Here is a 24,863-nt window from a genome sequence, read left to right as displayed (position 1 = left end):
CTCACATCCGTTGAACGGGATCCGCCGGAACGCCGCCGGGATCACCAGAGCGGCTTGTCCCCCACCCGCCAGTGCGTGCCGCGGATCCGGTCGTGGAGGGCCACGGCGGAGAGGTCGGTCAGGGAGGCCACCTGGTCCACGACGAGGCGCAGCCGGGCCGTCTCCGTGCCCGGGCCCTGCCCGATCTCGTGCCAGTCGGCGGCGAAGGCGTGCGAGAGGTAGCGGCCGTCCGAGTCCATCAGCGCCCCCACGAGGATGGAGAGCACCTCCTGCTGGTTGTCGTAGATGGGCTGGGCGTCCCGCACGGTGATGACGTAGGTGGTAGCGATGCCCTTGAGCACCGCGATCTCCACCGCCGTGTCCTGCGGGACGACGAGCTGGGCGTCGTAGCGGGTCAGCGGGTCCTCGCCGTAGATGTCCCGGGTGGCGCCCACCGCGGACATCGCGAAGCGCCCGATGAGCTGGCTCGTCATGTTCTTGAGCCGGGCGAGGTCCTTGCGAGAGCCGTCCATCTCCCGCACCCACAGCGAGGACTCCTCCAGCCGGGTGAGGGCCGCGTCGAGGGCGGCGGGGGCGGCCCCGGGCAGGTACCACCGCCGGGTCATCTCGAGCACCTTGTCCCGCTGGGTGGTGTCCGCCAGCCAGCCCAGCTGCACGTACCCGGAGGCGACCGCGTCCTCGACGTCGTGCACCGAGTAGGAGATGTCGTCGGAGAGGTCCATGACCTGGGCCTCGAGGCACTTCGTGCGCGCGGGCGCGCCCTCCCGCAGCCACTCGAACACCGGCAGGTCGTCGGCGTACACCCCGAACTTCGGGGAGCGGGTGCCGTCCGCGCGCAGCGGCGCCTCGTGGGCCTGCCACGGGTACTTGCAGGCGGCGTCCAGCACGGCGCGGGTCAGGTTCAGCCCCGCGGGCGCCCCGGCGTCGTCGAGCACCTTCGGCTCCAGCCGGGTGAGCAGGCGCAGGGTCTGCGCGTTGCCCTCGAAGCCGCCGATGTGCTGGGTCAGCCGGTGCAGGGCCGACTCCCCGTTGTGCCCGAAGGGCGGGTGGCCGAGGTCGTGGGAGAGGCAGGCGGCGTCGACGACGTCGGGGTCGCAGCCGAGCATCCGGCCCAGCTCCCGGCCGATCTGGGCGACCTCCAGGGAGTGGGTCAGCCGGTTGCGCACGAAGTCGTCGGTGTCCGGCGAGACCACCTGCGTCTTGGACGCCAGGCGCCGCAGCCCCGAGGAGTGCAGGATCCGGGCGCGGTCCCGCTCGAAGTCGGAGCGGTACTTGTTGTGGTGGTCCTCCGCCACCCAGCGCGCCACGTCGCGGGCCTCGTAGCCGGGGGCGGGGGAACCGGTGCGGTCGATCTCGATGGACGTGTGGGCCATGCCCGGTCCTCTCTGGTCGGGGAAGGGCGGCTCAGCCACCGGAGACGTCGAGCTCCGCCGCGACCAGCCCCAGCCGCTCGGCGTCGCCCAGTTCGCGCGAGTCCAGCCAGCCCTGCGGCAGGTGCGGGCGCTTGGGCGAGCCGGCCCGGCCGCGCGGGCCCTCCACCGCCGGGCCCGGGTAGCCCAGGGTGAGGTCGAGCTCGGCCAGCAGCTCGCGCAGGGTGGCGAGGTCGGGCACCTGGGCCATGCGTGCCCGCAGCTCCCCGCCCACCGGGTAGCCCTTGAAGTACCAGGCGACGTGCTTGCGGATGTCGCGCAGCCCCTTGGCCTCGTCGCCGAACATCTCGACGAGCAGCTCCGCGTGCCGGTAGATCGTGCGGGCGACCTCGGCGACCCCGGGCCGGAACCGGTCGGGGCGGCCCTCGAAGGCGGCCTGCAGGTCCCCGAACAGCCAGGGCCGGCCCTGGCAGCCGCGGCCGACGACCACGCCGTCCACCCCGGTCTGCTCGACCATCCGCACGGCGTCCTCGGCGCTCCAGATGTCGCCGTTGCCGAGCACGGGCACGTCGGGCAGGGCCTCGCGCAGCTCCGCGATGGCGTTCCAGTCCGCGGTCCCCGAGTAGTGCTGCTCAAGGGTGCGCCCGTGCAGGGACACGGCCGCGACGCCGAGGTCGCGGGCGATCCGCCCGGCCTCGAGGTGCGTGAGGTGGGCGTCGTCGATGCCCTTGCGCATCTTGACGGTCACGGGCACGTCGCCGCGGGAGGCCTCCTCCACGGCGGTGCGCACGATGGCGGTGAACAGGTCGGTCTTCCAGGGCAGGGCCGACCCGCCCCCGCGCTTGGTGACCTTGGGCACGGGGCAGCCGAAGTTGAGGTCGATGTGGTCGGCCCGGTCCTCCTCCACGACCATGCGCACGGCCCGTCCCACGTGGACGGCGTCCACCCCGTAGATCTGGATGGAGCGGGGGGTCTCGTCCGGGTCGTGGTCGATGATCCGCATGGACTCGGGCCGGCGCTCCACGAGCGCGCGGGCGGTGACCATCTCGGTGACGTAGAGCCCGCCGCCGTACTCCCGGCACAGCCGGCGGAACGCCTTGTTGGTCACCCCGGCCATGGGGGCCAGCACCACGGGCACGTCGATCGTGAGGCCGCCCAGCCGCAGCGGCGGCAGGTCGAGCCGGGCGGTCCCGGGCAGGGTGTCGGTCGGTCGCGTATCCATCACCGGGGAATTCTCTCACGGACGGCCGACGGGCCGGGCCCCGGCACCGCGCGGTGCCGGGGCCCGAACCGCTCGATCGTCGCTCAGGCGGCGGGCGGCTCGGCGAGGACCACGGTGGTCTCCACGACCGTGGCCGCGCCGGCGGCGAGCAGGTTCTCGACGACGGCGGTCAGCGGCGCCATGGACCCGTCCACCTGGAACTGCACCGGGTGCTGGTGGGCCAGCAGCGCCAGCAGCCGCTCCAGCGACGGTCCCGCCGCGGCGTCGTCCGGGGCCCAGCCGAGCACCACGTGCGCCGGGGCGTCCTCGGCCGTCCGCCCCGCGGCCGGGTCGCCGGGGGCGGCGTCCAGCTCGACGGGACGGTAGCTGACGGCGAAGGCCGAGATGCGCCCCCGCTCCCCCGCCGCCACCCCGTTGCGCAGCACCACGGCCCCGTGCGCGTGGGCGGCGTCGGAGAGGAACAGCTGGTTGACCCGTCCGATCGGCAGCTCGGCCGGCTCGTCCCAGGCGTGCACGGAGCGGTAGAACGCCCACAGCGCCCGGGTGAGCTCCACGGACCCGGTGGCCAGGTCCTCCACGGCCTGGGCCGGCGTGCCGTCGGGGTGCTCGCGCAGCGGCTGCAGGGGCAGGGCCCCCGCCCCGACGCGGACGACCGTGGAGACCTGGACGGGCTCCAGGCCCGCCGCGCGGGCGAACCGCTCCCCCGCCGAGCCGGGCTCGGCCTTGGTGCGCAGCGCCCGCACGCCCGAGGGCGAGCCCTCGGCCTCGGCGCGCAGCCGCTCCAGCAGGGCCCGGCCGATCCCCTCGCCGCGGCGGTCGGGGGCGACCTCGACGTGGACCCACAGCCGCAGGGGGTGCAGCGCCGACTCGTAGACGGTCCCGGCGGCCACCGGCACCCCGGCGTCCTCCGCGACCACGGTCCGCGACCACGGGGCGTCGGCGTCGGGGCGCAGCACGGCGCGGAACGCGGCGGCCTGCGGGGTCTCCGGATCCGGCCACACCTCCAGCAGCCGCAGGTCGTCGCCGTCCTGCCAGGGGCGCAGGGTGAGCGCGGCGCCCATCAGCGGACGAGCTTCCCGGCCAGGTAGGACCGCACCTGGTCGAGGGCCACGCGCTCCTGGGTCATCGCGTCCCGCTCCCGGATGGTCACGGCCTGGTCCTCGAGGGTGTCGAAGTCCACGGTGATGCAGTACGGGGTGCCGATCTCGTCCTGGCGGCGGTAGCGGCGCCCGATCGCCCCGGAGTCGTCGAAGTCGATGTTCCACGTCCGGCGCAGCTCGGCGGCCAGGTCGCGGGCCTTCGGCGAGAGGTCCTCGTTGCGGGACAGGGGCAGGACCGCGGCCTTGACCGGGGCCAGGCGCGGGTCGAGCTTCAGCACGGTGCGCTTGTCCACCCCGCCCTTGGCGTTGGGCGCCTCGTCCTCGGTGTAGGCGTCCACCAGGAAGGCCATCATGGAGCGGGTCAGCCCGAAGGAGGGCTCGATCACGTACGGCGTGTAGCGCTCGTTGGTCTGCTGGTCGAAGTAGCTCAGGTCCGCGTTGGAGTGCTGGTTGTGCACGCCGAGGTCGTAGTCGGTGCGGTTGGCCACGCCCATCAGCTCCCCCCACGGGTTGCCCTGGAAGCCGAACCGGTACTCGATGTCGATCGTCCCGGCGGAGTAGTGCGCGCGGTCGTCCTCGGGGACGTCGTAGCGGCGCATGTGGTCGGGGTCGATGCCGAGGTCGGTGAACCAGGTCCAGCACGCCTCGACCCACTCGTCGAACCAGTGCCCGGCCTCCGCGGGGTGGGTGAAGTACTCGATCTCCATCTGCTCGAACTCGCGGGTGCGGAAGATGAAGTTGCCCGGGGTGATCTCATTGCGGAAGGCCTTGCCGATCTGGCCGATGCCGAACGGGGGCTTCTTGCGCGAGGCGGTGACCACGTTGTTGAAGTTCACGAAGATGCCCTGCGCGGTCTCGGGCCGGAGGTAGTGCAGGCCCTCCTCGTTGTCGACCGGGCCGAGGAAGGTCTTCATCAGGCCGGAGAACTGCTGGGGCTCGGTCCACTGGCCCTTGGTGCCGCAGTTGGGGCAGGCGATCTCGGCCATCCCGTTCTCCGGGGCGCGTCCCTTCTTCTCCTCGAACGCCTCGACCAGGTGGTCCTGGCGGGCGCGCCGGTGGCAGGAGGTGCACTCCACCAGCGGGTCCGTGAAGGTCGCCACGTGCCCTGAGGCCTCCCAGACGGCCTTGGGGAGGATGATCGAGGAGTCCAGGCCCACCATGTCCTCGCGCCCGCGCACGAAGGTCTGCCACCACTCGCGCTTGATGTTCTCCTTGAGCTCGGCGCCGAGGGGCCCGTAGTCCCAGGCGGAGCGGGAGCCGCCGTAGATCTCACCCGCCTGGAACACGAAACCGCGGCGCTTGGCCAGCGAGATGACGTTGTCCAACGTGGACTTGGGGGCCATGGGGATCACTCCGAGTTCTCGCCCGACCGCCGGCTGCGGACGCGCGTGGTGGGTTGCGTAGCCCGGCGGGTCGGCGCCGGGGATGCGGCCGTCGTCGGCCGGCACGGGTCGGGGACGCCTGGTCCGGCGGCCCCGACCCAGGGTAGCCAATCGCCGGGGCCGGCGCCGACCGGGCCCGGCGGCCCCGTGAGGCCCGTGGGGCCCGCCGGGCGCCGGGACCTGGGACACTGGGGGCATGACGAGCTCCCCGACGCCCCGGCACACCGACGACCTGCCCATCCGCGACGACATGATCCGGCTCGGCCAGGCCCTGAAGCTGGCCAACCTCGCCGAGGACGGGGCCCAGGCCCGCGCCCTCGTGGAGGAGGGGCGGGTGAGCGTCAACGGCGAGGTGGAGACGCGGCGCGGCCGGCAGCTGCACCCGGGCGACGTGGTCGCGACCGGGGGCGCCGCCGTCCGGATCACCGCCGGCGGCTGAGCGGGCGGGGTTCAGCCCCGCAGGACCACGTGCGTGAGGTACTCCCGCACGTGGCGCAGCTCCTGGGGGCTGATCCCGTGGCCGACCCCGGTGTAGTGCACCTTCATGACGTCGGCGTGCCCGAGCACCCACTCGGCCGTGCTGTCCACGAGGTGCTGCGGAATGACGGGGTCCTGCGGGTCGCGGCCCCAGAACATCGGCACGGGACGCTCGCGCAGCCGCTCGTCGGCGAACGAGGGGTGCCCGCCCGGCACCACGAACCCGGACAGGCCCACCACCGCGGCGATCTCCCCGGGCAGGGTGCGGGCCAGGGAGGTGGCCATCGCCATGCCCTGCGAGAAGCCCAGCAGCGTGACGCTGGAGTGCTCCGCGGCGCGCTCGCGCAGCCAGGCGGCCACGGGCGCCACCGCCTCCGCGACGCGCTCCGTGGAGAAGCTGAGGTCGGCCGCGAGCGGGAACCACTGGAAGCCCGGCTGCACGGGCTGGGGCGCGCGCAGGGAGGCGACGCTGAACTCCCCCGGCAGCTCCGGGACGAGGCCCATGAGGTCGTGCTCGTGCGAGCCGTAGCCGTGCAGCAGCACGAGCAGCGGGGTGCCGGGGCGGGCGTCGGCCTCGACGCTCCACACGGCGTGCGGGGCGGCGGCCGCGGCCGGGGCGGTTCCGGTCGGGGCGCTTCCGGTGGGGGTGGTTCCGGTCGGGGCGGGGGCGTCGGTCATGGCACCAGTGTGCCACCCGCGGCGCCGCCCGCCCGGGCCTCCCCGGCCGGTGCTCAGGGCCGGGCCAGCACGGTCTCGACGAGCAGCCGGCCCACCTGCGGCGCCTCGATGAGGAACCCGTCGTGCCCGGACGGGGACGTGAGGGTGTGCCGCGGGACGTCCCCGGGCAGGGCGGCGGCCAGGACGTCGGACTCCTGCGGCAGGTACAGGCGGTCGGAGTCGACCGCGGCCACCAGCCACTCGCACGAGGTCACGGACAGGGCCTGCTCCAGCGTGCCGCGGCCGCGGCAGACGTCGTGGGACATCAGCGTCTCGTTGACGGCGAGGTAGCTGTTCGCGTCGAAGCGGCCGGCGAGCTTGGAGGCCTGGTGGTCGAGGTAGCTCTCGACCTGGTAGCGCCCGCGCTCCCCGGGGCGGGGGCCGATCACCTGCTCCTCGGCCTGCGGGGTGCGCCCGAACCGGTGGTGCAGCTCGTCCGCGCAGCGGTAGGTGATGTGGGCGATCCGCCGGGCCAGGCCCAGCCCGGCCGCCGGGACGGGCCCGTCGTAGTAGTCCCCGCCCCGGAAGTCCGGGTCCTGGCGGATCGCGAGGTTCTGCGCCTGCCCCCAGGCCAGCTGCTCGGCGCTGGACCGGGCGCACGCGGCGATCACCGCGCAGGCCCGGACCCGCTCGGGGTGGGTGACCGCCCACTCCAGGGCGCGCGCCCCGCCCATGGAGCCGCCGACGACGAGGCGCCACGCGTCGATGCCCAGGGCGTCGGCCAGGGCGGCCTCCGCGTGCACGGAGTCGCGCACGGTGACGAGGGGGAAGCGGGAGCCCCAGGGCCGGCGCTCGGGGTCCACCTCGGCCGGGGCCGGGGTGGACGGCCCGGTGGAGCCGTAGCAGCCGCCCAGGATGTTGGCGCACACCACGAAGTAGCGGTCCGTGTCGATGGCGGCGCCGGGGCCGACCAGCCCGTCCCACCACCCGCCGCTCTCGGCGGCGCGCCGCCGCGCCTCCGGGGCCCCGGGCCGGGCCCGCCCGGCCGCCACGTGGGTGTCCCCGGTGAGGGCGTGCTCCACGAGCACGGCATTGGAGCCGTCCGGGGCGAGCTCGCCCCAGGTCTCGTAGGCGATCCGCACACCCGGCAGCCGGAAGCCGGACTCCAGCTCCAGGGTGCCGATCTCGGCGTGCCGCGGCACGCCGTCCTCGCGCACGGGCGCGCCGGGGCCGCGCAGCACCGTCACGCTCACTCCTGCCCTCCGGCCGCGGCCGCGGCCGCGAAGCCCTGCTCCAGGTCCGCCAGGATGTCCGTGATGTGCTCCAGCCCCACGGACAGGCGCACGAAGCCGGGCTCCACGCCCGCCGCGAGCTGCTCCTCGGGCAGGAGCTGGCTGTGCGTGGTGGACGCGGGGTGGATGACGAGGGAGCGCACGTCGCCGATGTTGGCCACGTTGGAGTGCAGCGTGAGGGCGTCCACGAACGCCGCCCCGGCCGCCCGGCCGCCCTCGAGGACGAACCCGAGGACGGACCCGGCGCCGCGGGGCGCGTACTTGCGGGCCCGGCCGTGCCACGGCGAGGACTCCAGCCCCGCCCAGCTCACCGAGCGCACGTCCTCGCGCGCCTCCAGCCAGCGGGCCACCTCCCCCGCGTTGGCCACGTGGCGGTCCATGCGCAGCGACAGGGTCTCGATGCCCTGCTCGATGAGGAACGCGTTGAACGGGGAGATCGCCGAGCCGAGGTCGCGCAGCAGCTGCACCCGCGCCTTGAGGATGTAGGAGAGGTTGACCCCGAACGCCCCCTCCGCGCCGAGGGCCTGGGCGTAGACCAGCCCGCCGTAGGACTCGTCGGGCTCGTTGAAGCCGGGGAAGCGCTCCGGGTACCGGCCGAAGTCGAACGCGCCGGAGTCCACGATCACGCCGCCGATCGCGGTGCCGTGCCCGCCGAGGAACTTCGTGGCCGAGTGCACCACGATGTCCGCGCCCCAGCGGAAGGGCTGGACGAGGTACGGGGTCGCCACCGTGTTGTCCACGATGAGCGGCACCTCGTGCTCGTGGGCGATCCCGGAGACCGTCTCGATGTCGAGGACGTCGTTGCGCGGGTTCGGGATGGTCTCGGCGTAGAACGCCTTGGTGTTCGGCCGCACCGCCCGCCGCCAGGCCTCCGGGTCGTCCGGGTCCGTCACGAAGGTGGTCTCGATGCCCAGCTTCGGCAGCGTGTACTTGAGGAGGTTGTACGTGCCGCCGTACAGGCTCGGGCTGGCCACCACGTGGTCGCCCGCCCCGGCGAGGTTGAGCACCGCGAAGGTCGTGGCCGACTGCCCGGCGCTGAGCATCAGGGCGCCCACCCCGCCCTCCAGGGCGTTGATGCGGTTCTCCACGACCTCCGTGGTCGGGTTGCCGATGCGGGTGTAGATGGGCCCCAGCTCCGCGAGCGCGAAGCGGTCCGCGGCGGCCTGGGCGTCCGGGAAGACGAAGGACGTGCTCTGGTGGATGGGCAGGGCCCGGGAGCCGGTGACCGGGTCGGGGCGCTGGCCGGCGTGGATCTGCTGGGTCTCGAACGACCAGCCGGCCGGGTGCTCGGGGGTGGGCAGCGCGGTCGCGGGGCGCTCGGTCGTGGACGCGGTGGACTCGGACATGCCGGAGACTCCTTGCGGGTGTCAGGGGTCCGGTGGCCGACCGTGGCGGTGCTGCCGTGCGACGGCCGGGCACCGAGGACCCGCGCTTGCTCGCTCGCCGGTCGCGAGGAGCCCGGTCTTCACCCAGGGCACCCCACCGCGGGGGAGGGTTGCCGGCCAGCTAGCTGGGGCTTGGACGCTGGCGCTCATGACCTGGACAGCATTCTCCGGATTCGGGTGACACGGCGTCAAGCCGGGGCGCGGCGGGCACCCCGCGCACGGTCCGGACGGACCGGGGCCGCCCCGGCGGGGACCGATTTGGAGACGAAACTCACACGGTGCCACGATGAGCCCATGAGAGTCGACCACGTGTCCTACGCCTGCCGCCCGGAGGGCCTCGCGGCCACCACCGAGCGCATCGCCGACCAGCTCGGGATCGAGCCGGTCAAGGGTGGGGTGCACCCCCGTTTCGGCACCCGCAACATGATCCTCCCCCTCACCAACCACCAGTACGTCGAGGTCGTCGAGGTCCTCGAGCACCCCGCGGCGGAGAAGGCACCGTTCGGCCGGGCCGTGCGCGCCCGCTCCGAGGCCGGCGGCGGCTGGCTGGGCTGGGTCGTGGAGGTCGAGGACCTCGCGCCCTTCGAGCAGCGCCTCGGCCGCCACGCGGTGCCGGGCCACCGGGTGTTCCCGGACGGCCGGTGCCTGGAGTGGCGCCAGATCGGCGTCAAGGGCCTGATCGCCGACCCCCAGCTGCCCTTCATGGTGCACTTCGACTCCGCCCCGGAGATGCACCCGTCCCAGGCCCGGATCACCGACGTGGCCCTCGCGGGGATGTGCATCGCCGGGGCGCCCGAGCGGGTGGCCGAGTGGCTGGGCACCCCCGTGGAGACCGCGCTCGAGGACCTGGAGGTCGAGTGGCGCTATCCCGAGGGCACCCCCGGTCTGCTCTCGGTGTCCTTCGGCACCCCCGACGGGCCCGTCACCATCTGAGGCGCCGGCCGGGGCGGGCCCGCACGGCGGACCCGCCTCAGCCGAGCAGCCGGCCGACGCCCAGGAAGCCCACGGCGTCCAGGAGGAAGTGTGCGACGACGAGGGGCATGACCCGCCCGGTGCGCCGGTAGAGCTCGGCGAAGACCAGGCCCATCACCACGTTGCCCAGGAAGGGCCCGATGCCCTGGTAGAGGTGGTAGCTGCCGCGGAACAGCGCCGTGACCGCCAGCACCACCGGCCAGCGCCAGCCGATGCGGGTGAGCCGGTCGGTGAGGAACGCGACCACCACCACCTCCTCGACCAGGGCGTGGCGCAGCGCGGAGAGCAGCAGCACCGGCACGGTCCACCAGTGGTCGGCCAGCCCGGACGTCGTCACCTCCGCGGTGAGCCCCAGGGCTCGCCCGGCCGCGTAGAGGGCCAGGGTGCCCAGGCCCATCACAAGGAACAGGACGGTGCCCAGCCCGAGGTCCGGGGCCGGCATCCGGGCGTCGAGCCCGATCCGCCGCCGCACCGTGCCCAGCGCGCCCGCGGACCCGGCGAGCAGGTACAGGGCCAGCAGCACCGGGACCAGGTCCAGGCCGATGCCCGTGAGCTGGCGCAGCAGGTCGAGCAGCGGCTGCGGGCTCAGCGGCGGGTTCATCGTCGCCTCCGCCTCCGAGAGCGGGCCGCGGGCGAGCTGCTCGGCCAGGGAAAGCACCGCGTAGAGCGCCGAGGCGCCCAGGGAGACCCCCAGCACCAGGACCACCTGCGTCCACAGGTCGGCGCGGGTGGAGCCGAAGGCCGGCGGTCGCGGGGCGAGGTGCGCGGGGGTGCTCATGCGGCCATTCTGGCACCGCCCGGACGGGACGCCGGGACCGGCCCCGCCCGCCGGCGCCGCACGCCCGCCCGGCGGGCGGCGGGCGGTGCGCCTTCCCTAGGATGGGCACCATGACAGCTCTTCCTCCGCGAATCCGCCGGCAGCCCGCCGAGCGCGCCTTCCACGGCCACGTCTTCTCCGACCCCTACGAGTGGATGCGGGAGAAGGAGTCCCCGGAGGTGCTCGCCCACCTCGGCGCGGAGAACGACTACGCCGAGGCCCGCACGGCCCACCTGGCCGGGCTGCGGGAGTCGATCTTCGGGGAGATCAGGGGCCGCACCCGGGAGACCGACCTGTCGGTGCCGAACCGGCGCGGGGACTGGTGGTACTTCTCCCGCACGGTGGAGGGTGGCGCGCACCAGGTGTTCTGCCGGGTCCCGGCCACGACCACCGGGGACGTCCTCGCGGACTGGACCCCGCCCGTCGTCGAGCCCGGGACCCCCATGGCGGGCGAGCAGGTGCTGCTCGACGCCAACGCGGAGTCCGCGAAGCACGAGTTCTACTCCCTCGGCAGCTTCGACGTCTCCGAGGACGGGGAGCTGCTCGCCTGGGCCGAGGACGTCACCGGCGACGAGCGGTTCACCCTGCGCGTGCGCGACCTCACCACCGGGGCCCTGCTCGCCGACGAGATCCCCGGCACCTTCTACGGGTCCTTCCTCACCCCCGACGCCCGCGCGGTCTACTACACCGTGGTGGACGAGTCCTGGCGGCCCCACCAGCTGCGCCGCCACGTCCTGGGCACCCCGGTGGCCGAGGACGTCGTGGTCCACGAGGAGGCCGACCCGGGCCTGTGGCTGGGCGCGGGGCTGTCCGCGGACCGGCGCTGGATCGTGGTGGAGGCCATGTGCTCGGAGTTCTCCGAGCAGCTGATCCAGCCGGCGGCGGATCCGCAGGCCCCGCTGCAGGTGGTGCTGCCGCGCACCGACCGGGTGCTCTACGAGGCCGAGCCCCTCCTGCTGGACGGCCGCGAGCAGATCCTGCTGACCCACGACCACGAGGCCCCGAACTCCCGGGTCTCGCTCATGGACCCGGCCGACCTCGGCCGCCCGGTCGCGGAGGTGCACCTGCGCGACGTCGTCCCCGCCTCGGACACCGTGCGGGTCAACGGCTGCGCCGTCACGGCCACCCACCTGGTCGTCTCCGTGCGGGCGGAGACCACGCTGCGGGTGCGGCTGCTCCCCCTGGCCGGCCTCGGCACGGAGACCCAGGCGGCGGCCGTGGAGCCGGCCTTCGCGGAGCAGCTCTACACCGCCGCGGTGGCCGCCGTGGAGCACGACGCCCCGGTGCTCCGGCTGTCCTACACCTCCTTCACCACGCCCCCGCGCGTCTACGACGTCTTCCCCGCCGGCGCCACGGGGGACGACGACGCCCTGCCCGCCGAGCCCGTGCTGCGCCGGGAGACCACGGTGCTCGGCGGCTACGACCCGGCCGACTACACCGTGGAGCGGGACTGGGCCACCGCCGCGGACGGCACCCGGATCCCCGTCTCCCTGGTCCGCCGGGCGGACCTGGACCCCGCGGTGCCGGCACCGGTGGTGCAGTACGCCTACGGCTCCTACGAGCACAGCACCGACCCGGGCTTCTCCGTCTCCCGGCTGTCCCTGCTGGACCGCGGCGTGGTCTGGGCGGTCGCCCACGTGCGCGGCGGCGGCGAGCTGGGGCGGTCCTGGTACGAGGAGGGCAAGAAGCTGCGCAAGGTCAACACCTTCACGGACTACGTGGCGGTCACCGAGCACCTGGCCGCCCGCCCGGACCTCGACGAGCGGCGGATCCTGGTGATGGGCGGGTCCGCCGGCGGGCTGCTCGTGGGCGCGGTGCTCAACCTGGCGCCCGAGCGGTACTGCGGCGCGCTGGCGGCCGTGCCGTTCGTGGACCCGCTGACCTCCATCCTGGACCCCTCCCTGCCGCTCACGGCCCTGGAGTGGGAGGAGTGGGGCAATCCGATCGAGGACCCGCACGTCTACCGGTACATGCGCGACTACTCCCCCTACGAGAACGTCCGCCCGCTGCCCTATCCCCCGGTCCTGGCGGTGACCAGCCTCAACGACACCCGGGTGCTCTACGTGGAGCCGGCCAAGTGGGTCGCCGCGCTGCGGGAGGCCTCGACCTCCGGCCATCCCGTGCTGCTGCGCTGCGAGATGGCCGGCGGCCACGGCGGCGCGTCCGGACGGTACTCGCAGTGGAAGGACACGGCCTGGGAGTACGCCTGGGTGCTCGACCGGATGGGCCTGGCCGGGGCCTGAGCGGGCGGCGCGGGGGCCGCGGCCGCCCGGGAGGGGCGCCCGCCGGAGACGCCCCCCGGCAGGCCCCTCGGCGGGACGGGGGATCAGCCCTGCACGCCGAGCTTCTCCAGGATCAGCTCCCGCACCCGGGCGGCGTCGGCCTGGCCGCGGGTGGCCTTCATGACCGGGCCGATGAGCGCGCCCACGGCCTGCACCTTGCCGCCCCGGACCTTCGCGACGACGTCGGGCATCTGCGCCATGGCGTCGTCGATCGCCGCGGTGAGCACGCTGTCGTCGGAGACGACCGCCAGGCCGCGCTGCTCGACGATCTCGGCCGGGGAGCCCTCCCCCTCCAGGACGTGGGCGAGGACCTTCTTGGCCAGCTTGTCGTTGATCTTGCCGGCGCCGATGAGCCCGTCGAGCTCCACGACGTGCTGCGGCGTGACGCCCAGCTCCGCGATCTCGACCTCCCGCTGCTTGGCCAGGCGGGCGATCTCGCCCATCCACCACTTGCGGGCCGCGGCCGGGGCGGCCCCGGCGGCGACGGTCTGCTCGATCTCGTCGAGCACCCCCGCGTTGACGACGTCGCGGAACTCCTCGTCCGAGAAGCCCCAGGCGGCCTTCAGCCGCTTGCGGCGCTCGGCCGGGGGCTCGGGCAGCTCCGCCCGCAGCCGCTCGATCCACGCCTCGTCCGTCACCACCGGCACGAGGTCCGGCTCGGGGAAGTAGCGGTAGTCGTCGGCGTCGGACTTGGGCCGCCCGCTGGTGGTGGAGCGGGTGTCCTCGTGCCAGTGGCGGGTCTCCTGCACGATCGTCCCGCCGGCGTCGAGGACGGCGGCGTGCCGCTGGATCTCGAAGCGCACGGCGCGCTCGACCGCACGCAGCGAGTTCACGTTCTTCGTCTCGGAGCGGGTGCCGAACGTGGACGCGCCCTTGGGCATGAGGGACACGTTGGCGTCGCAGCGCACGTTGCCGCGCTCCATCCGCGCGTCCGAGATGCCGAGGTTCTTGACGATCTCGCGGATGACGGCCACGTAGGCGCGCGCCAGCTCGGGGGCCCGGGTGCCGGCGCCCACGATCGGCTTCGTCACGATCTCGATCAGCGGCACCCCGGCCCGGTTGTAGTCCACCAGGGAGAAGTCGGCGCCCTGGATGCGGCCGGCGGCCCCGCCCATGTGGGTGAGCTTGCCGGCGTCCTCCTCCATGTGGGCGCGCTCGATCTCGACGGTGAACACCGTCCCGTCCTCCAGCTCCACGTCGACGGAGCCGTTCTCGGCGATCGGCTCGTCGTACTGGGAGGTCTGGAAGTTCTTCGGGGTGTCCGGGTAGAAGTAGTTCTTCCGGGCGAAGTGGGACACCGGGCGGATCTCGCAGCCCAGGGCCAGGCCCAGCTTGATCGCCGACTCCACGGCCACCCGGTTCACCACGGGCAGCACCCCGGGCAGGCCCAGGGAGACGGGGGTGACGTTGGTGTTCGGCTCGTCGCCGAAGACGTTGGGGGCGGCGTCGAACATCTTGGTCCGCGTGTTCAGCTCCACGTGGACCTCGAAGCCGAGGACGGGGTCGTACTTCTCCATGGCCTCGTCGAAGGACAGGACCTCTTCGGTGGTCTGGGTCATCAGCGGGCTCCTCCCCGGACGGGTGCGGACAGGGTGGACTCGGCGGCCAGGTCCCCGACCAGCGCGGCGGTGTCCGGCAGGTCCTTCCACAGGGGACCGCCCCAGCGGTCGGCGAGCAGGGCCTCCAGGCCGGCGCCGGCGCGGTACAGGCGGGCGTCCTCCCGGGCCGGGGCCATGAACTGGATGCCCACCGGCAGCCCGTCCTCGGGGGCGAGGCCGCCGGGGACGGAGATCGCGGGCACGCCGGCCAGGTTGGTGGGGATGGTCGCGATGTCGTTGAGGTACATCTGCATGGGGTCCGCGGACTCGTCCACGGCGCCCCGCTCGAAGGCCGTGGTCGGCGCCGTCGGGGAGACGAGCACGTCCACCTGCTCGAAGGCGGCGGCGAAGTCGCGCTGCACCAGGGTGCGGACCTTCTGCGCCGAGCCGTAGTAGGCGTCGTAGTAGCCGGCGGACAGGGCGTAGGTGCCCAGGATGATGCGCCGCTTGACCTCCGCGCCGAACCCGGCGGCCCGGGTGGCGCCCATCACCCGCTCGATGGTCAGCGGCCCGTCCTCGGGCAGCACGCGGTGGCCGAAGCGCACGCCGTCGTACTTGGCGAGGTTCGAGGAGACCTCCGAGGACATGATGAGGTAGTAGGCCCCCAGGGCGTAGCGGAAGTTCGGGGTGGAGACCTCCACGATCTCGGCGCCGGCGGAGCGCAGCAGCTCCACGGCCTCGCCGAAGCGCTGCTGGACGCCGGGCTGGAAGCCCTGGCCCGTGAGCTCCTCGACCACGCCCACGCGCAGGCCCTTCAGCCCGCCCTCGGCCGCGCCGGCCCGGGCCTGGGCGGCGAGGGGACCCACCGGGCCGGGCAGCGAGGTGGAGTCCTGCGGGTCGTGCCCGCCCACCACCTCGTGCAGCAGCGCGGCGTCGAGCACCGTGCGGGCGACCGGGCCCACCTGGTCCAGGGAGGACGCCATGGCGATCACGCCGTAGCGGGAGACCCCGCCGTAGGTCGGCTTCACGCCCACCGAGCCGGTCAGGGCCGCCGGCTGGCGGATGGACCCGCCGGTGTCGGTGCCCAGCGCCAGCGGCGCCTGGAAGGCGGTGACGGCGGCGGCGGAGCCGCCGCCGGAGCCCCCGGGGGTCCGGGCGAGGTCCCACGGGTTGCGGGTGTCGCCGAACGCGGAGTGCTCGTTGGAGGAGCCCATCGCGAACTCGTCCAGGTTGGTCTTGCCGAGCAGCGGCATGCGCGCCGCGCGCAGCCGGCGGGTCACGGTGGCGTCGTAGGGGCTCATCCAGCCCTCGAGCATCCGGGAGGCCGCGGTGGTCGGCTGTCCCTTGGTGACGATGAGGTCCTTGACCGCGATCGGCACGCCGGCCAGCTCGGGCAGCTCCTCGCCGCGGGCGCGGGCGGCGTCCACCTCGGCGGCCACGGACAGGGCCTCCTCGGCGTTCACGTGCAGGAAGGCGTTGAGCCCGCTCTTGCCGCGGCTGCGGTCGGCGGGGTCGACGGGGGCGCCGTCGGTGTCGCGGATGCGGTCCAGGTGGGCCTGGACGGCCTCCACGGAGCTGACCTCGCCGGCGGCGAGCTGCCGGGCGAGCTCGGCGGCCGAGAGGCCGGCGACGCCCTGGGGGGTACCGGTGGTCGTCATGCGGCTACTCCTCGTCCAGGATCGCGGGCACCTTGAACTTGCCCTCGGCGGCGTCCGGGGCGTTGCCGAGCGACTCCTCGGCGGTGAGGGTCTCGCCCACGACGTCCTCCCGGAAGACGTTCTGCAGCGGGATCGGGTGGCTCGTGGCCGGGACGTCCGGGCCGGCGGCCTCGCTGACGGACGCGACCGAGTCGACGACGAGGTCCAGCTCCGTGGCCATGGACCGCAGCTCCTCCTCGGTCATCTCGATGTGCGCGAGCTTCGCCAGGTGGGCGACCTGCTCGCGGGTGATCGCAGACATGCGCACTCCTGCTCGTGGTCGGGGGTGGTTTCCGGTCCAGTCTAGCCGCGCGGGTCCTGCCGCCCGCGCGGACGGAGGGGCCGGTGCGGGGGCATACCCTGGAGGCACGCCCACCCACCACACAGGAGCACCCGGACATGGCCAAGAGCACCCCCGCCCGCACGAAGAAGGCCCGCGGCGCCCGGAAGGACCGTCCCGCCGGCGCCCGGCCCGGGCGGACCACCCGCTCGGCCTCGGCCACGGACGCCGCCAACGCCTGGCGCCAGCGGGTCAGCAAGGACGCCGCCGAGACGATCGACACGGTCGTGGCGCACGTGCAGGCCGTGGCCGAGCAGCAGCTGGGGCAGCACGGGGCCTTCCCGGCCTTCCTGGTGACGGCCCGCAAGGACGGCGAGTACGAGCTCGACACCCTGCCCTCGGAGCAGCTCGCGGAGCTCTCCCCGGACGCGGTGCTGCAGGCGCTGCGGGACCGGGCCGAGCAGCTGCGGGACGAGATCCTCTGTGCGGGCGTCGCGTTCCCGGTGACCCTGCCGGACCGCTCCGGGCAGACCGCGGTGGCCGTGGAGGTCCAGCACCGCGAGGGCGAGTCCCTGCGCATCATCCAGCCGTACCGCGTCAAGGGGGCCGAGCGCTCGGTGGGCTTCGGCGACGTGGCGACGGAGCCCACCGATCCCTGGCTGTGGCTCTGAGGCTCCCGCGCCCGGGCCGGTCGGGACCGGCGGCCCGCCCACGGGACGGACGAAGGGCCCCTCCGCGGTGCGGAGGGGCCCTTCGTCCGTGCTGCGCGGCGGGGCCGCGCGGTGCCGGTCCCGGGAGGGATCAGGCGGGGATGTTCAGCACCTGACCGGGGAAGATCAGGTTCGGGTCGGCGATGCTGCCGGCGTTGGCCGCGGCCAGCGCCTCCCAGCCGCCCTCGACGCCCAGCTTCTCGGCGATGATCGAGAGGGTGTCGCCGGCGGCGACGGTGTAGGACTCGCCGACCACGGGGGCCGGGGCCACGGCGGCGGCCGGGGCGACGTACTCGACCACGGGGGCGGCGACCGGGGCCGGCGCGGGGGCGGCCTCGACCTTGGCGGGAGCCGGAGCGGCCACCGGGGCCGGGGCGGCCTCGATCGGGGCCGGGGCCTCGACGGACTGGGGGGCCACGGTGGTGGCGGAGCCCATCGGGTTGGCGGAGGGGGCGGCGCTGCCGCTCAGGCCCAGCTTGGACGAGCAGGCGGGCCACGCGCCCCAGCCCTGGCCGTCGAGGACGTTCTCGGCCACGGCGATCTGCTGCTCGCGGGAGGCGTCCTGCGGGGCGCCCGTGCCGCCGAAGGCGGCCCAGGTCGACGGGGTGAACTGCAGGCCACCGGAGAAGCCGTTGCCCGTGGCGGTGTTCCAGTTGCCGCCGGACTCGCACTCGGCGAGGGCGTCCCAGGTGGAGGCCGGGGCGGCGCTGGCCGGGAGGGCCATGGCGCCCACGGCGGTCCCGCCGAGGATCAGGGCGGCGGCACCGCGACGGACGTTGCGACGAACAGCGTTGGCGTTGGTCATGATGCTCCCTTGGGCCACCTGCGCTCGTTTCCGTCCCCGGATGTCTTCGCGCCGTCGTCTACCCGTCAGAGGTGTTGTCGGGTAAGTGCTTACAGGTGGCTGCCCTTCAGACGACGTGCGGTGTTACGGCAGCACCTAGCATGAGTTGGTGGTGCGCCCGAGGCGGACTCGGGGCACACCGGATCCCCGGAGGAGATCCTCGGGGAAGCTGTTGATCACGGTAGCGTAACGATTTCTGTTGCGCTAGCCCCCTGGCGCCGTACGTGAGGTATAACACCGTTCGGCGGCGCGGGGTGCCGGGGCGTGACGGGACCCGACGGTGCGGAGCGAGGCTCCGGAAGCGGAGGGCAGGCCCTCGGGAAGAACGCTTCGCAGGTCACGCTATGGCAACGGTTTTGTCTCGGTCAAGTCACGAGAGGCATCTCACAGCCGCCCCGCGGGGACGGACCAGCGCGCCTCAGCCCGGAATACCGCGCTCACGTGCGGTGATCCAGGCCGCGAGACGGTCCGCGGCGGGCACCGGACCGTCGGCCGGGGAGGGCAGCGCGGGACGCCCGACGAGCGCGCCGGCCTCCTCGGCGATGAGCGCGCCGGCCGCCCAGTCGTGCTCGTGCAGACCCTGCTCCCCGTAGCCGTCCAGCGTGCCGTCGGCCACCATGCACAGGTCCAGCGCCGCGGAACCCAGACGCCGCATGTCCGTGTACTGCCGCATTGTGCTCAAGAAAGTATGGAACTGGCGGTCGCGCTGGGCGGCGTCGTAGGAGAACCCGGTCCCGTAGATGCGTCCCGGGCGGTCCGGCTCGGGGCCGGTGAGACGGCGCGTGGTGCCGTCCGCCTCCAGCCACGCCCCGGCGCCCCGCACCGCGAAGTAGGTCCGGCGCAGGGCCGGCGCGTTGACCACGCCCACGAGCCAGTTGCCCTCGGCGTCGGCGGCGGCCACGGAGGTGCAGTAGTAGACGATGCCGCGGATGAAGTTCGTCGTGCCGTCGAGCGGGTCCACCGACCACCGGATCCCGGACGGCTGCTCCGGGCGGTGCGTGCCCGACTCCTCGCCCGTGACCGTGTCGTGCGGGCGACGGGCCAGCACGGTGCGCAGCACCGCCTGCTCGGCCGCGACGTCGAAGCGGGTGACCCAGTCCCCCGCCCCCGACTTGCCCGTGACGTCGAGCCGTGCGGCGTCCCGGCCCCGGAGGACCTCGGCGCCGGCCTCGGCGGCCGCCAGGGCCAGCTCCAGCAGCTCCTCCAGTTCCCCGCCGGTGGGGCCGAGCCCGTCCAGTGCGTCGTCGTGGCGTCCCATGCTCAGGCCCCGTCCTCGTCGTCGGCGGCGTCCGCCGCGCTGTCGTGTACCGCACTGTCGTCCACCGCGCTGTCGTCTGCCGCGCTGTCGTGTACCGCGCTGTCGTCTGCTGCGCTGTCGTGCGCCGGGGCCGGGGCGGCCGCCCCGTCCTCGTCCGCGCCGCGGGGGGCCACGGCGTCGGGCCCGCCGGCCAGAAGGCGCTCGAAGCCCTCCTCGTCCAGCACCGGCACGCCCAGCTGCTCGGCCTTGTCCAGCTTGGTGCCCGCGTTCTCCCCGGCCACCACGAAGTGGGTCTTCTTCGACACCGACCCGGAGGCCTTGCCGCCGCGCACCAGGACCGCCTCCTTCGCGGAGTCCCGGCTGAAGCGCTCGAGCGTGCCGGTGATGACCACCGTGGTGCCCTCGAGGGTGCGGGGCACCGACTCGTCGACCTCGTCCACCATCCGCACGCCGGCGGCCGCCCAGCGCTCCACGATCTCGCACCGCCACGGCTCGGCGAACCACTCCTTGACGGACGCGGCGATGACGGGCCCCACCCCGTCGGTGTGGGCGAGGGTCTCCTCGTCGGCGTCGCGGATGGCCTGCATCGAGCCGAACGCGGTGGCCAGGGAGCGGGCCGCGGTGGGGCCCACGTGCCGGACGGACAGCGCCACGAGCACCCGCCACAGCGGCTGGGACTTCGCCTTCTCGAGCTCCTCGAAGAGCTTGCGGGTGGTCGCGGTGGGCTCGGAGGGCTTCTTGGCGGTGCCCTTCGACCAGAAGTACGGCACGAGCTCCGTCTCCCCCGTGGGGGCGCCGCGGGTCTTCTTCTCCCGCCGGATCCGGACCTCGCGCAGGTCCTCGGGAGTGAGGTCGAACAGGTGGGCCTCGCTCGTCAGCGGCGGGGTCCGCGGCTCGTCGGGCCGGGTCAGCGCCAGGGCCGACTCGTAGCCGAGGGCCTCGATGTCGAAGGCGCCGCGCCCGGCGGCGTGGAAGACCCGCTCGCGCAGTTGGGACGGGCAGCTGCGGGCGTTGGGGCAGCGGATGTCGACGTCGCCCTCCTTGGCCGGGCGCAGCTCCGTGCCGCAGGACGGGCAGTGCGCGGGCATCACGAACTCGCGCTCGGTGCCGTCGCGCAGGGCGACCACGGGGCCCACGATCTCGGGGATCACGTCGCCGGCCTTGCGCAGCACCACGGTGTCGCCGATGAGCACGCCCTTGGCCCGCACCACGTCCTGGTTGTGCAGGGTGGCCATCTCCACCGTGGACCCGGCGACCCGCACCGGCTCCATGAGCCCGAAGGGGGTGACCCGGCCGGTGCGGCCCACGTTGACCAGGATGTCCCTGAGCTTCGTGTGCACCTCCTCGGGCGGGTACTTGTAGGCCACGGACCAGCGCGGCACCCGGGAGGTGTGCCCGAGCCGGAACTGGGTGCGGCGGTCGTCGACCTTGACCACGATGCCGTCGATCTCGTGGATGAGGTCGTGGCGGCGGCGGCCGTACTCCTCGATGAACGCCAGGACGTCCTCCGTGGTGGGCAGCACCTTGTAGTAAGGGCTCACCGGCAGCCCCCACCGCTCGAGCAGCCCGTAGACCTCGGACTGGGTGGCGGCGCGCAGGCCGGTGGCGGCGCCCACGCCGTGCACGTACATGGACAGCCGGCGCCGGGCGGTGACCTCGGGGTCCTTCTGCCGCAGCGAGCCCGCCGCGGCGTTGCGGGGGTTGGCGAAGGGGGCGCGGCCCTCGGCCACGATCGCCTCGTTGAGGGCGCGGAAGTCGCGGGAGGAGATGAACACCTCGCCGCGGATCTCGACCTCCTCGGGGACGTCGTCCCCGGCGAGGGAGGTGGGGATCGTGGCGATGGTGCGCACGTTGTGCGTGACGTCCTCACCGGTCGTGCCGTCGCCGCGGGTCGCGGCCCGCACGAGCTCACCGTCGCGGTAGAGCAGGTTCACGGCCAGCCCGTCGATCTTCAGCTCGGTCAGCCACGCGGGCTCCGGGGCGTCCGGCAGCGCCTCGATCGCGGCGGAGGCCTTGGCCGTCCAGGCCGTGAGCTCGTCGACGGAGAAGACGTCCTCGAGGGAGTACATCCGGGAGAGGTGGGTCACCGGCGCGAACGCCGCGGAGACCTCGCCGCCGACCTCCTGGGTGGGCGAGTCGTTGGCCACCAGCTCGGGGTTCAGCGCCTCGACCTCCTCGAGCCGCCGGTAGAGCTCGTCGTACTCGGCGTCCGAGATCGTGGGGGCGTCCTCCACGTAGTAGGCGGTGCGCGCCGCGCGCACCCGGTCCACGAGCTCGGCGTACTCCTCCTTGAGGTCCTCGCTCGGCGGGACCGGGTTGAGGTCCTGGCCGGTGGCGTCGACGGGGCGGGCGTCTGTCCTCTGCTGTGGGCTCACCCGACCATTGTGTCCCACGGGCCGGACAGGCCCGGCGCGGCACGGCGGTGCCGCGCCCGGCGCGGTGCGGCGCCGGGTCAGCGCGGGTCGTCCAGGCGCAGCGGGAGCCCGAAGCCGGTGCGCACGCCCGGGGAGCACAGGACGCTGTCCGGGGGGCGGGCGGCGAGCGGCCCGAAGCCCGTGGCCCGCAGCAGGGTGTCCTCCAGCGCCAGGAGCTCGCCCCGGTGCAGCGGCCACGGCCCGTGCGTGTTGGGCACCCACAGGGGCCGGCCCCACCACAGGGTGTGCAGGCCGAAGCGGGCGGTGAGGAAGACCTCGAGCGGGCCGGGGCGCTCGATCCGCTCCCCCACCGCCACCCGCAGGCGGGTGGCCGGCCGGGGGCGCCCGGGCAGGCCGCGGCGGCGGCTGCGGTAGTCCAGCACGGTGCGGCCGGCGCCGTCCCGCTCCCGGGTGCTGCGCATCCGGGCCCAGCGGTAGGGCACGCGCAGCAGGCCCCGGGCGCCCAGCACGACCGCCGCGCGCTCGGCCTCCAGGGTGTGGAAGACCACGCCGCGGCGGCCCTGCGCGTCCACGGAGTAGGTGCGGACGTTGAGCTCGAGGAAGCTGCCCAGCCACGGCACGCCGCCGCGGCCCAGCAGGCCCGCCCCCTCCATCCGGAAGGGGACCAGGCCCACCCAGGCGGAGCCGTCGTGCAGGTCCGGCCGGACCCCGCGCGGCAGCAGCGGGGCCACCAGGGCGGGGTCGGTGCGCCAGTGCACGAAGCACGCGTCCCGCCACGCCTGCTCGGAGACCCGGGGCGTGGGCAGGGGCGGGCCCTGCGGGCTCAGCGGGCGGGCCGTCACGGCCCCAGCCGCTCGACCGCCCCCGTGAAGTGCGGGCGTGCGCGGCGGGGGTCCCAGCCGGCGTAGTCCGAGCGGCGCCAGTGCGGGCCGCGCCCGGCGTCGTCCACCGCGACCGCCACCGTGCCCGGGAGCAGGACCGGGGCGGCGAACTCGACCGTCCAGCGGAAGGCCGCCCCGGCCGGCGCCCCGACCTCGGCCAGGGCGCGGGAGGCGCAGTACATCCCGTGCGCGATCGCCCCCTTCATCCCCAGCGCCCGCGCGGCCGGCCCGGAGAGGTGGATGGGGTTCCAGTCGCCGCTGACGGCCGCGTAGTCCCGGCCCGTCCGGGCCGGCAGCCGCCACTGCCCGGTCGGCGCGGGGGGCGCGAACTCCCGGCGCGGCGCGTCCTCGACCGGTCCGGGCACGCGCGCGCCCCTGGCGAGGTAGGTGGAGCGGCCCGCCCAGACGGGCCCGCCGTCCTCCCGCGCCAGCCGGACGACGAGGTCGACCTGCGCCCCGGCCCGGTGCGGGCGCAGCCGCTCGGCGTGCGCCGTGACCGTGAGGTCCTCCCCCACCGTGACGGCCCCGCGGTGCTCCACCTCGTTGGCCAGGTGCACCATGCCCAGCACCGGCAGCGGGAAGTCGCCGCGGGTGAGCACGCTCATCGCCACGGGGAACGCCAGGGCGTGCAGGTAGCCGGAGAAGGCCTCCGTCCCGCGGGCGCCCTCCCGCAGGGGCGCCCCGACCGTGCGGCAGAACGCCTCGTGCGCGGGGGCGTCCACGGCCACGCCCTCGACGACGTGCGCCACCGCGGGCAGCGCCGGCCCGGCCCCGCTGCGGCGCCCGGGCCGCCGGAGCGGGAGCCGGCGGTCCAGGACGCGGCCGGCGGCCCCGGCCGCCGCGCCGGCGGCGGCGCGCGCGTAGAGCCCGCCGAGGGCGGGGACGCCGGGAAGGACCGTTCGCTCGCGCGCCGCGCCGTCCACCATGCTCACGCCCCCACCAGGTTCTGCCCGCACACCCGCAGCGTCTGGCCGTTGACCCCGCCGGCGGCGTCCGTGGCGAGGAACAGCACGGCCTGGGCGACGTCCTCGGGCAGCCCGCCCTGCTGCAGCGAGTTCAGCCGGCGGGCGACCTGCCGCCGGGCGGCGGGGATCCGGGCGGTCATCTCGGTCTCGATGAAGCCGGGGGCCACCGCGTTGACGGTGCCGCCGCGGGCGGCGAGCAGCGGCGCCGTGGCCGCGACCATGCCGATCACCCCGGCCTTGGAGGCGGCGTAGTTGGTCTGTCCGCGGTTGCCGGCCACCCCGCTGGTGGAGGCGAGGCAGACGATCCGCGGGGACGGCCCGAGCCCCTCGCCCGCCAGCAGCTGCTCGTTCATCCGCAGCTGGGACTCCAGGTTGACGGCGAGCACGGAGGACCAGCGGGACGCGTCCATGTTGGCCAGCAGCTTGTCCCGAGTGATCCCGGCGTTGTGCACGACCACGTCCAGCCGGCCGAAGCGCTCCCGGGCGAGGCCGAGGAGCCGCTCCCCGGCGCGCGGGTCCGTGACGTCGAGCTGGAGGGCCACGGCGCGCAGCTCGTTGGCCAGGGCGGCCAGGGGTTCGCCCGCGGCCGGGACGTCGACGACGACGACGCGGGCCCCGGCCTCGGTGAGCGTGCGGGCGATCCGGGCGCCGATCCCGCGCGCGGCGCCGGTGACGGCGGCGACCTTGCCCCGCAGCGGGGCCTCCCAGTCGTCCGGGAGCCGCCCGGCGCCGTCGCCGACCGTCACGAACTGCCCGGAGACGAAGGCGCTGCGCCCCGAGAGCAGGAACCGCAGGGCCCCCAGCACGCCGGGGGCCTCCGGGGCCACGCCCTCGGCGAGGAGGACGCCGTTGGCGGTCGCCCCGCCGCGCAGCTCCTGGGCCACGGAGCGCAGCAGGCCCACCACCGCCTGCCGGGCCGCGGCGACGGCCGGGGCGATCGGCCCGGCCGCCGCCGGGGTGGCCGAGGCCGCCCCCGTGCCGATCCCCGGTGCGGGCCGGGACACGGTGACCACGCGCCCGCCGGGGGCGAGGGAGCGCAGCACCGCGCCGAGGCCGAGCGCCGGATCGGCCAGCTCCCCCGGCGCGGTGAGCTCGGTGAGGGCGAGCACGACCGCCCCGAACCGGTGGACGTCCTCGGGGTGGCGGCGCACGTCCAGGTCCCAGCCGAGCAGGGCGGCGGCGATCCGGTCGGCCTCCTCCCCGCGGCCCAGCACGAGGACGGGTCCCGGGACCAGCGGGGCGCCCGGCTGGTGCCGGCGCAGCCGCACCGGGGCCGGCAGGCCCAGCTGCCGGGCGAGCTTCGCGCCGGGGGCGGAGCTGACGAGGTCGAGATAGGTGTCTGCCATGGGGAGGGTCCTT

The 24,863-nt window shown here is 74.7% G+C and carries 21 protein-coding genes and 1 riboswitch; of the genes, 4 read left to right on the top strand and 17 right to left on the bottom strand.

The window, feature by feature from the left end:
- Positions 1 to 41 precede the first annotated feature (41 nt).
- The 4 genes from ACWCOM_RS06140 to ACWCOM_RS06125 form a co-directional block, all read right to left on the bottom strand.
- On the bottom strand, positions 42 to 1,373 hold the full coding sequence (locus ACWCOM_RS06140; protein WP_454547855.1) for a deoxyguanosinetriphosphate triphosphohydrolase: 1,332 nt from the start codon (positions 1,371 to 1,373) through the stop codon (positions 42 to 44).
- Between the two features lie 31 nt (positions 1,374 to 1,404).
- On the bottom strand, positions 1,405 to 2,592 hold the full coding sequence (dusB, locus tag ACWCOM_RS06135) for a tRNA dihydrouridine synthase DusB (RefSeq protein WP_454547875.1): 1,188 nt from the start codon (positions 2,590 to 2,592) through the stop codon (positions 1,405 to 1,407).
- Between the two features lie 83 nt (positions 2,593 to 2,675).
- A complete protein-coding gene (locus ACWCOM_RS06130) occupies positions 2,676 to 3,653 on the bottom strand; it encodes a GNAT family N-acetyltransferase (RefSeq protein WP_454547854.1) in 978 nt (325 codons plus the stop codon).
- Complete coding sequence (locus tag ACWCOM_RS06125; RefSeq protein WP_454547853.1) at positions 3,653 to 5,035, bottom strand: glycine--tRNA ligase; 1,383 nt, start codon at positions 5,033 to 5,035, stop codon at positions 3,653 to 3,655. The genes ACWCOM_RS06130 and ACWCOM_RS06125 overlap by 1 nt, the downstream gene beginning before the upstream one ends.
- A gap of 235 nt (positions 5,036 to 5,270) precedes the next feature.
- On the opposite strand from ACWCOM_RS06125, the gene ACWCOM_RS06120 reads away from it, so the two are divergent.
- The gene (locus ACWCOM_RS06120) at positions 5,271 to 5,513 is read left to right on the top strand and encodes an RNA-binding S4 domain-containing protein (protein WP_454547852.1); all 243 of its coding nucleotides are present in this window, start codon (positions 5,271 to 5,273) and stop codon (positions 5,511 to 5,513) included.
- An 11-nt stretch (positions 5,514 to 5,524) separates the two neighbouring features.
- On the opposite strand, the gene ACWCOM_RS06115 is transcribed toward ACWCOM_RS06120, so the two are convergent.
- Genes ACWCOM_RS06115 through ACWCOM_RS06105 form a run of 3 tightly spaced genes read right to left on the bottom strand, consistent with a single transcriptional unit; the run spans position 5,525 to position 8,846 of the window.
- Positions 5,525 to 6,229 carry an alpha/beta hydrolase gene (locus ACWCOM_RS06115; RefSeq protein WP_454547851.1) on the bottom strand — a complete coding sequence of 235 codons (705 nt, stop codon included), beginning with the start codon at positions 6,227 to 6,229 and terminating at the stop codon, positions 5,525 to 5,527.
- 53 nt (positions 6,230 to 6,282) lie between these two features.
- Positions 6,283 to 7,461: a homoserine O-acetyltransferase MetX gene (gene metX / locus ACWCOM_RS06110; protein ID WP_454547850.1), complete on the bottom strand. Its 1,179-nt coding sequence runs from the start codon at positions 7,459 to 7,461 to the stop codon at positions 6,283 to 6,285.
- Positions 7,458 to 8,846 carry a bifunctional o-acetylhomoserine/o-acetylserine sulfhydrylase gene (locus ACWCOM_RS06105; RefSeq protein ID WP_454547849.1) on the bottom strand — a complete coding sequence of 463 codons (1,389 nt, stop codon included), beginning with the start codon at positions 8,844 to 8,846 and terminating at the stop codon, positions 7,458 to 7,460. The genes metX and ACWCOM_RS06105 overlap by 4 nt, the downstream gene beginning before the upstream one ends.
- A 77-nt stretch (positions 8,847 to 8,923) precedes the next feature.
- A riboswitch (SAM riboswitch) is annotated at positions 8,924 to 9,039 on the bottom strand.
- A gap of 140 nt (positions 9,040 to 9,179) precedes the next feature.
- Here ACWCOM_RS06105 and ACWCOM_RS06100 point away from each other — a divergent pair.
- Positions 9,180 to 9,818, top strand: coding sequence for a VOC family protein (locus ACWCOM_RS06100; protein WP_454547848.1), 639 nt, complete (start codon positions 9,180 to 9,182; stop codon positions 9,816 to 9,818).
- Between the two features lie 37 nt (positions 9,819 to 9,855).
- On the opposite strand, the gene ACWCOM_RS06095 is transcribed toward ACWCOM_RS06100, so the two are convergent.
- The gene (locus tag ACWCOM_RS06095; protein ID WP_454547847.1) at positions 9,856 to 10,635 is read right to left on the bottom strand and encodes a CPBP family intramembrane glutamic endopeptidase; all 780 of its coding nucleotides are present in this window, start codon (positions 10,633 to 10,635) and stop codon (positions 9,856 to 9,858) included.
- 110 nt (positions 10,636 to 10,745) lie between these two features.
- Here ACWCOM_RS06095 and ACWCOM_RS06090 point away from each other — a divergent pair, with 110 nt between their 5' ends.
- Entirely contained in the window at positions 10,746 to 12,917 is a 2,172-nt protein-coding gene (locus ACWCOM_RS06090; protein WP_454547846.1) for a S9 family peptidase, read from the top strand.
- An 83-nt stretch (positions 12,918 to 13,000) separates the two neighbouring features.
- Here ACWCOM_RS06090 and gatB read toward each other — a convergent pair whose 3' ends face one another.
- The 3 genes from gatB to gatC are packed head-to-tail and all read right to left on the bottom strand — an operon-like array spanning position 13,001 to position 16,453.
- Positions 13,001 to 14,515 (bottom strand): Asp-tRNA(Asn)/Glu-tRNA(Gln) amidotransferase subunit GatB, encoded by a 1,515-nt coding sequence (gene gatB / locus ACWCOM_RS06085; protein WP_454547845.1) that lies wholly within the window; start codon positions 14,513 to 14,515, stop codon positions 13,001 to 13,003.
- The gene (gatA, locus tag ACWCOM_RS06080; RefSeq protein ID WP_454547844.1) at positions 14,515 to 16,152 is read right to left on the bottom strand and encodes an Asp-tRNA(Asn)/Glu-tRNA(Gln) amidotransferase subunit GatA; all 1,638 of its coding nucleotides are present in this window, start codon (positions 16,150 to 16,152) and stop codon (positions 14,515 to 14,517) included. The genes gatB and gatA overlap by 1 nt, the downstream gene beginning before the upstream one ends.
- Positions 16,153 to 16,156: 4 nt before the next feature.
- Positions 16,157 to 16,453 carry an Asp-tRNA(Asn)/Glu-tRNA(Gln) amidotransferase subunit GatC gene (gatC, locus tag ACWCOM_RS06075; RefSeq protein WP_454547843.1) on the bottom strand — a complete coding sequence of 99 codons (297 nt, stop codon included), beginning with the start codon at positions 16,451 to 16,453 and terminating at the stop codon, positions 16,157 to 16,159.
- Positions 16,454 to 16,590: 137 nt separating this feature from the next.
- On the opposite strand from gatC, the gene ACWCOM_RS06070 reads away from it, so the two are divergent.
- Positions 16,591 to 17,142, top strand: a complete 552-nt coding sequence (locus tag ACWCOM_RS06070) for a hypothetical protein (protein WP_454547842.1) — start codon at positions 16,591 to 16,593, stop codon at positions 17,140 to 17,142.
- A 130-nt stretch (positions 17,143 to 17,272) separates the two neighbouring features.
- Here the strand turns inward: ACWCOM_RS06070 and ACWCOM_RS06065 are convergent, their stop codons facing one another.
- The 6 genes from ACWCOM_RS06065 to ACWCOM_RS06040 form a co-directional block, all read right to left on the bottom strand.
- Positions 17,273 to 17,986: a transglycosylase family protein gene (locus tag ACWCOM_RS06065; RefSeq protein WP_454547841.1), complete on the bottom strand. Its 714-nt coding sequence runs from the start codon at positions 17,984 to 17,986 to the stop codon at positions 17,273 to 17,275.
- A gap of 457 nt (positions 17,987 to 18,443) precedes the next feature.
- Positions 18,444 to 19,283 carry an inositol monophosphatase family protein gene (locus ACWCOM_RS06060; protein WP_454547840.1) on the bottom strand — a complete coding sequence of 280 codons (840 nt, stop codon included), beginning with the start codon at positions 19,281 to 19,283 and terminating at the stop codon, positions 18,444 to 18,446.
- Positions 19,284 to 19,285: 2 nt separating this feature from the next.
- Complete coding sequence (gene ligA / locus ACWCOM_RS06055; RefSeq protein WP_454547839.1) at positions 19,286 to 21,658, bottom strand: NAD-dependent DNA ligase LigA; 2,373 nt, start codon at positions 21,656 to 21,658, stop codon at positions 19,286 to 19,288.
- A 77-nt stretch (positions 21,659 to 21,735) separates the two neighbouring features.
- Complete coding sequence (locus tag ACWCOM_RS06050) at positions 21,736 to 22,500, bottom strand: YqjF family protein (protein ID WP_454547838.1); 765 nt, start codon at positions 22,498 to 22,500, stop codon at positions 21,736 to 21,738.
- Positions 22,497 to 23,465, bottom strand: a complete 969-nt coding sequence (locus ACWCOM_RS06045; protein WP_454547874.1) for a MaoC/PaaZ C-terminal domain-containing protein — start codon at positions 23,463 to 23,465, stop codon at positions 22,497 to 22,499. The genes ACWCOM_RS06050 and ACWCOM_RS06045 overlap by 4 nt, the downstream gene beginning before the upstream one ends.
- Positions 23,466 to 23,467: 2 nt before the next feature.
- Positions 23,468 to 24,850, bottom strand: a complete 1,383-nt coding sequence (locus ACWCOM_RS06040) for a 3-oxoacyl-ACP reductase (protein WP_454547837.1) — start codon at positions 24,848 to 24,850, stop codon at positions 23,468 to 23,470.
- Positions 24,851 to 24,863: the final 13 nt, after the last annotated feature.

The organism is Kocuria sp. KH4 (genome assembly GCF_053711175.1).
This window is presented reverse-complemented; position numbering and strand designations above follow the sequence as displayed.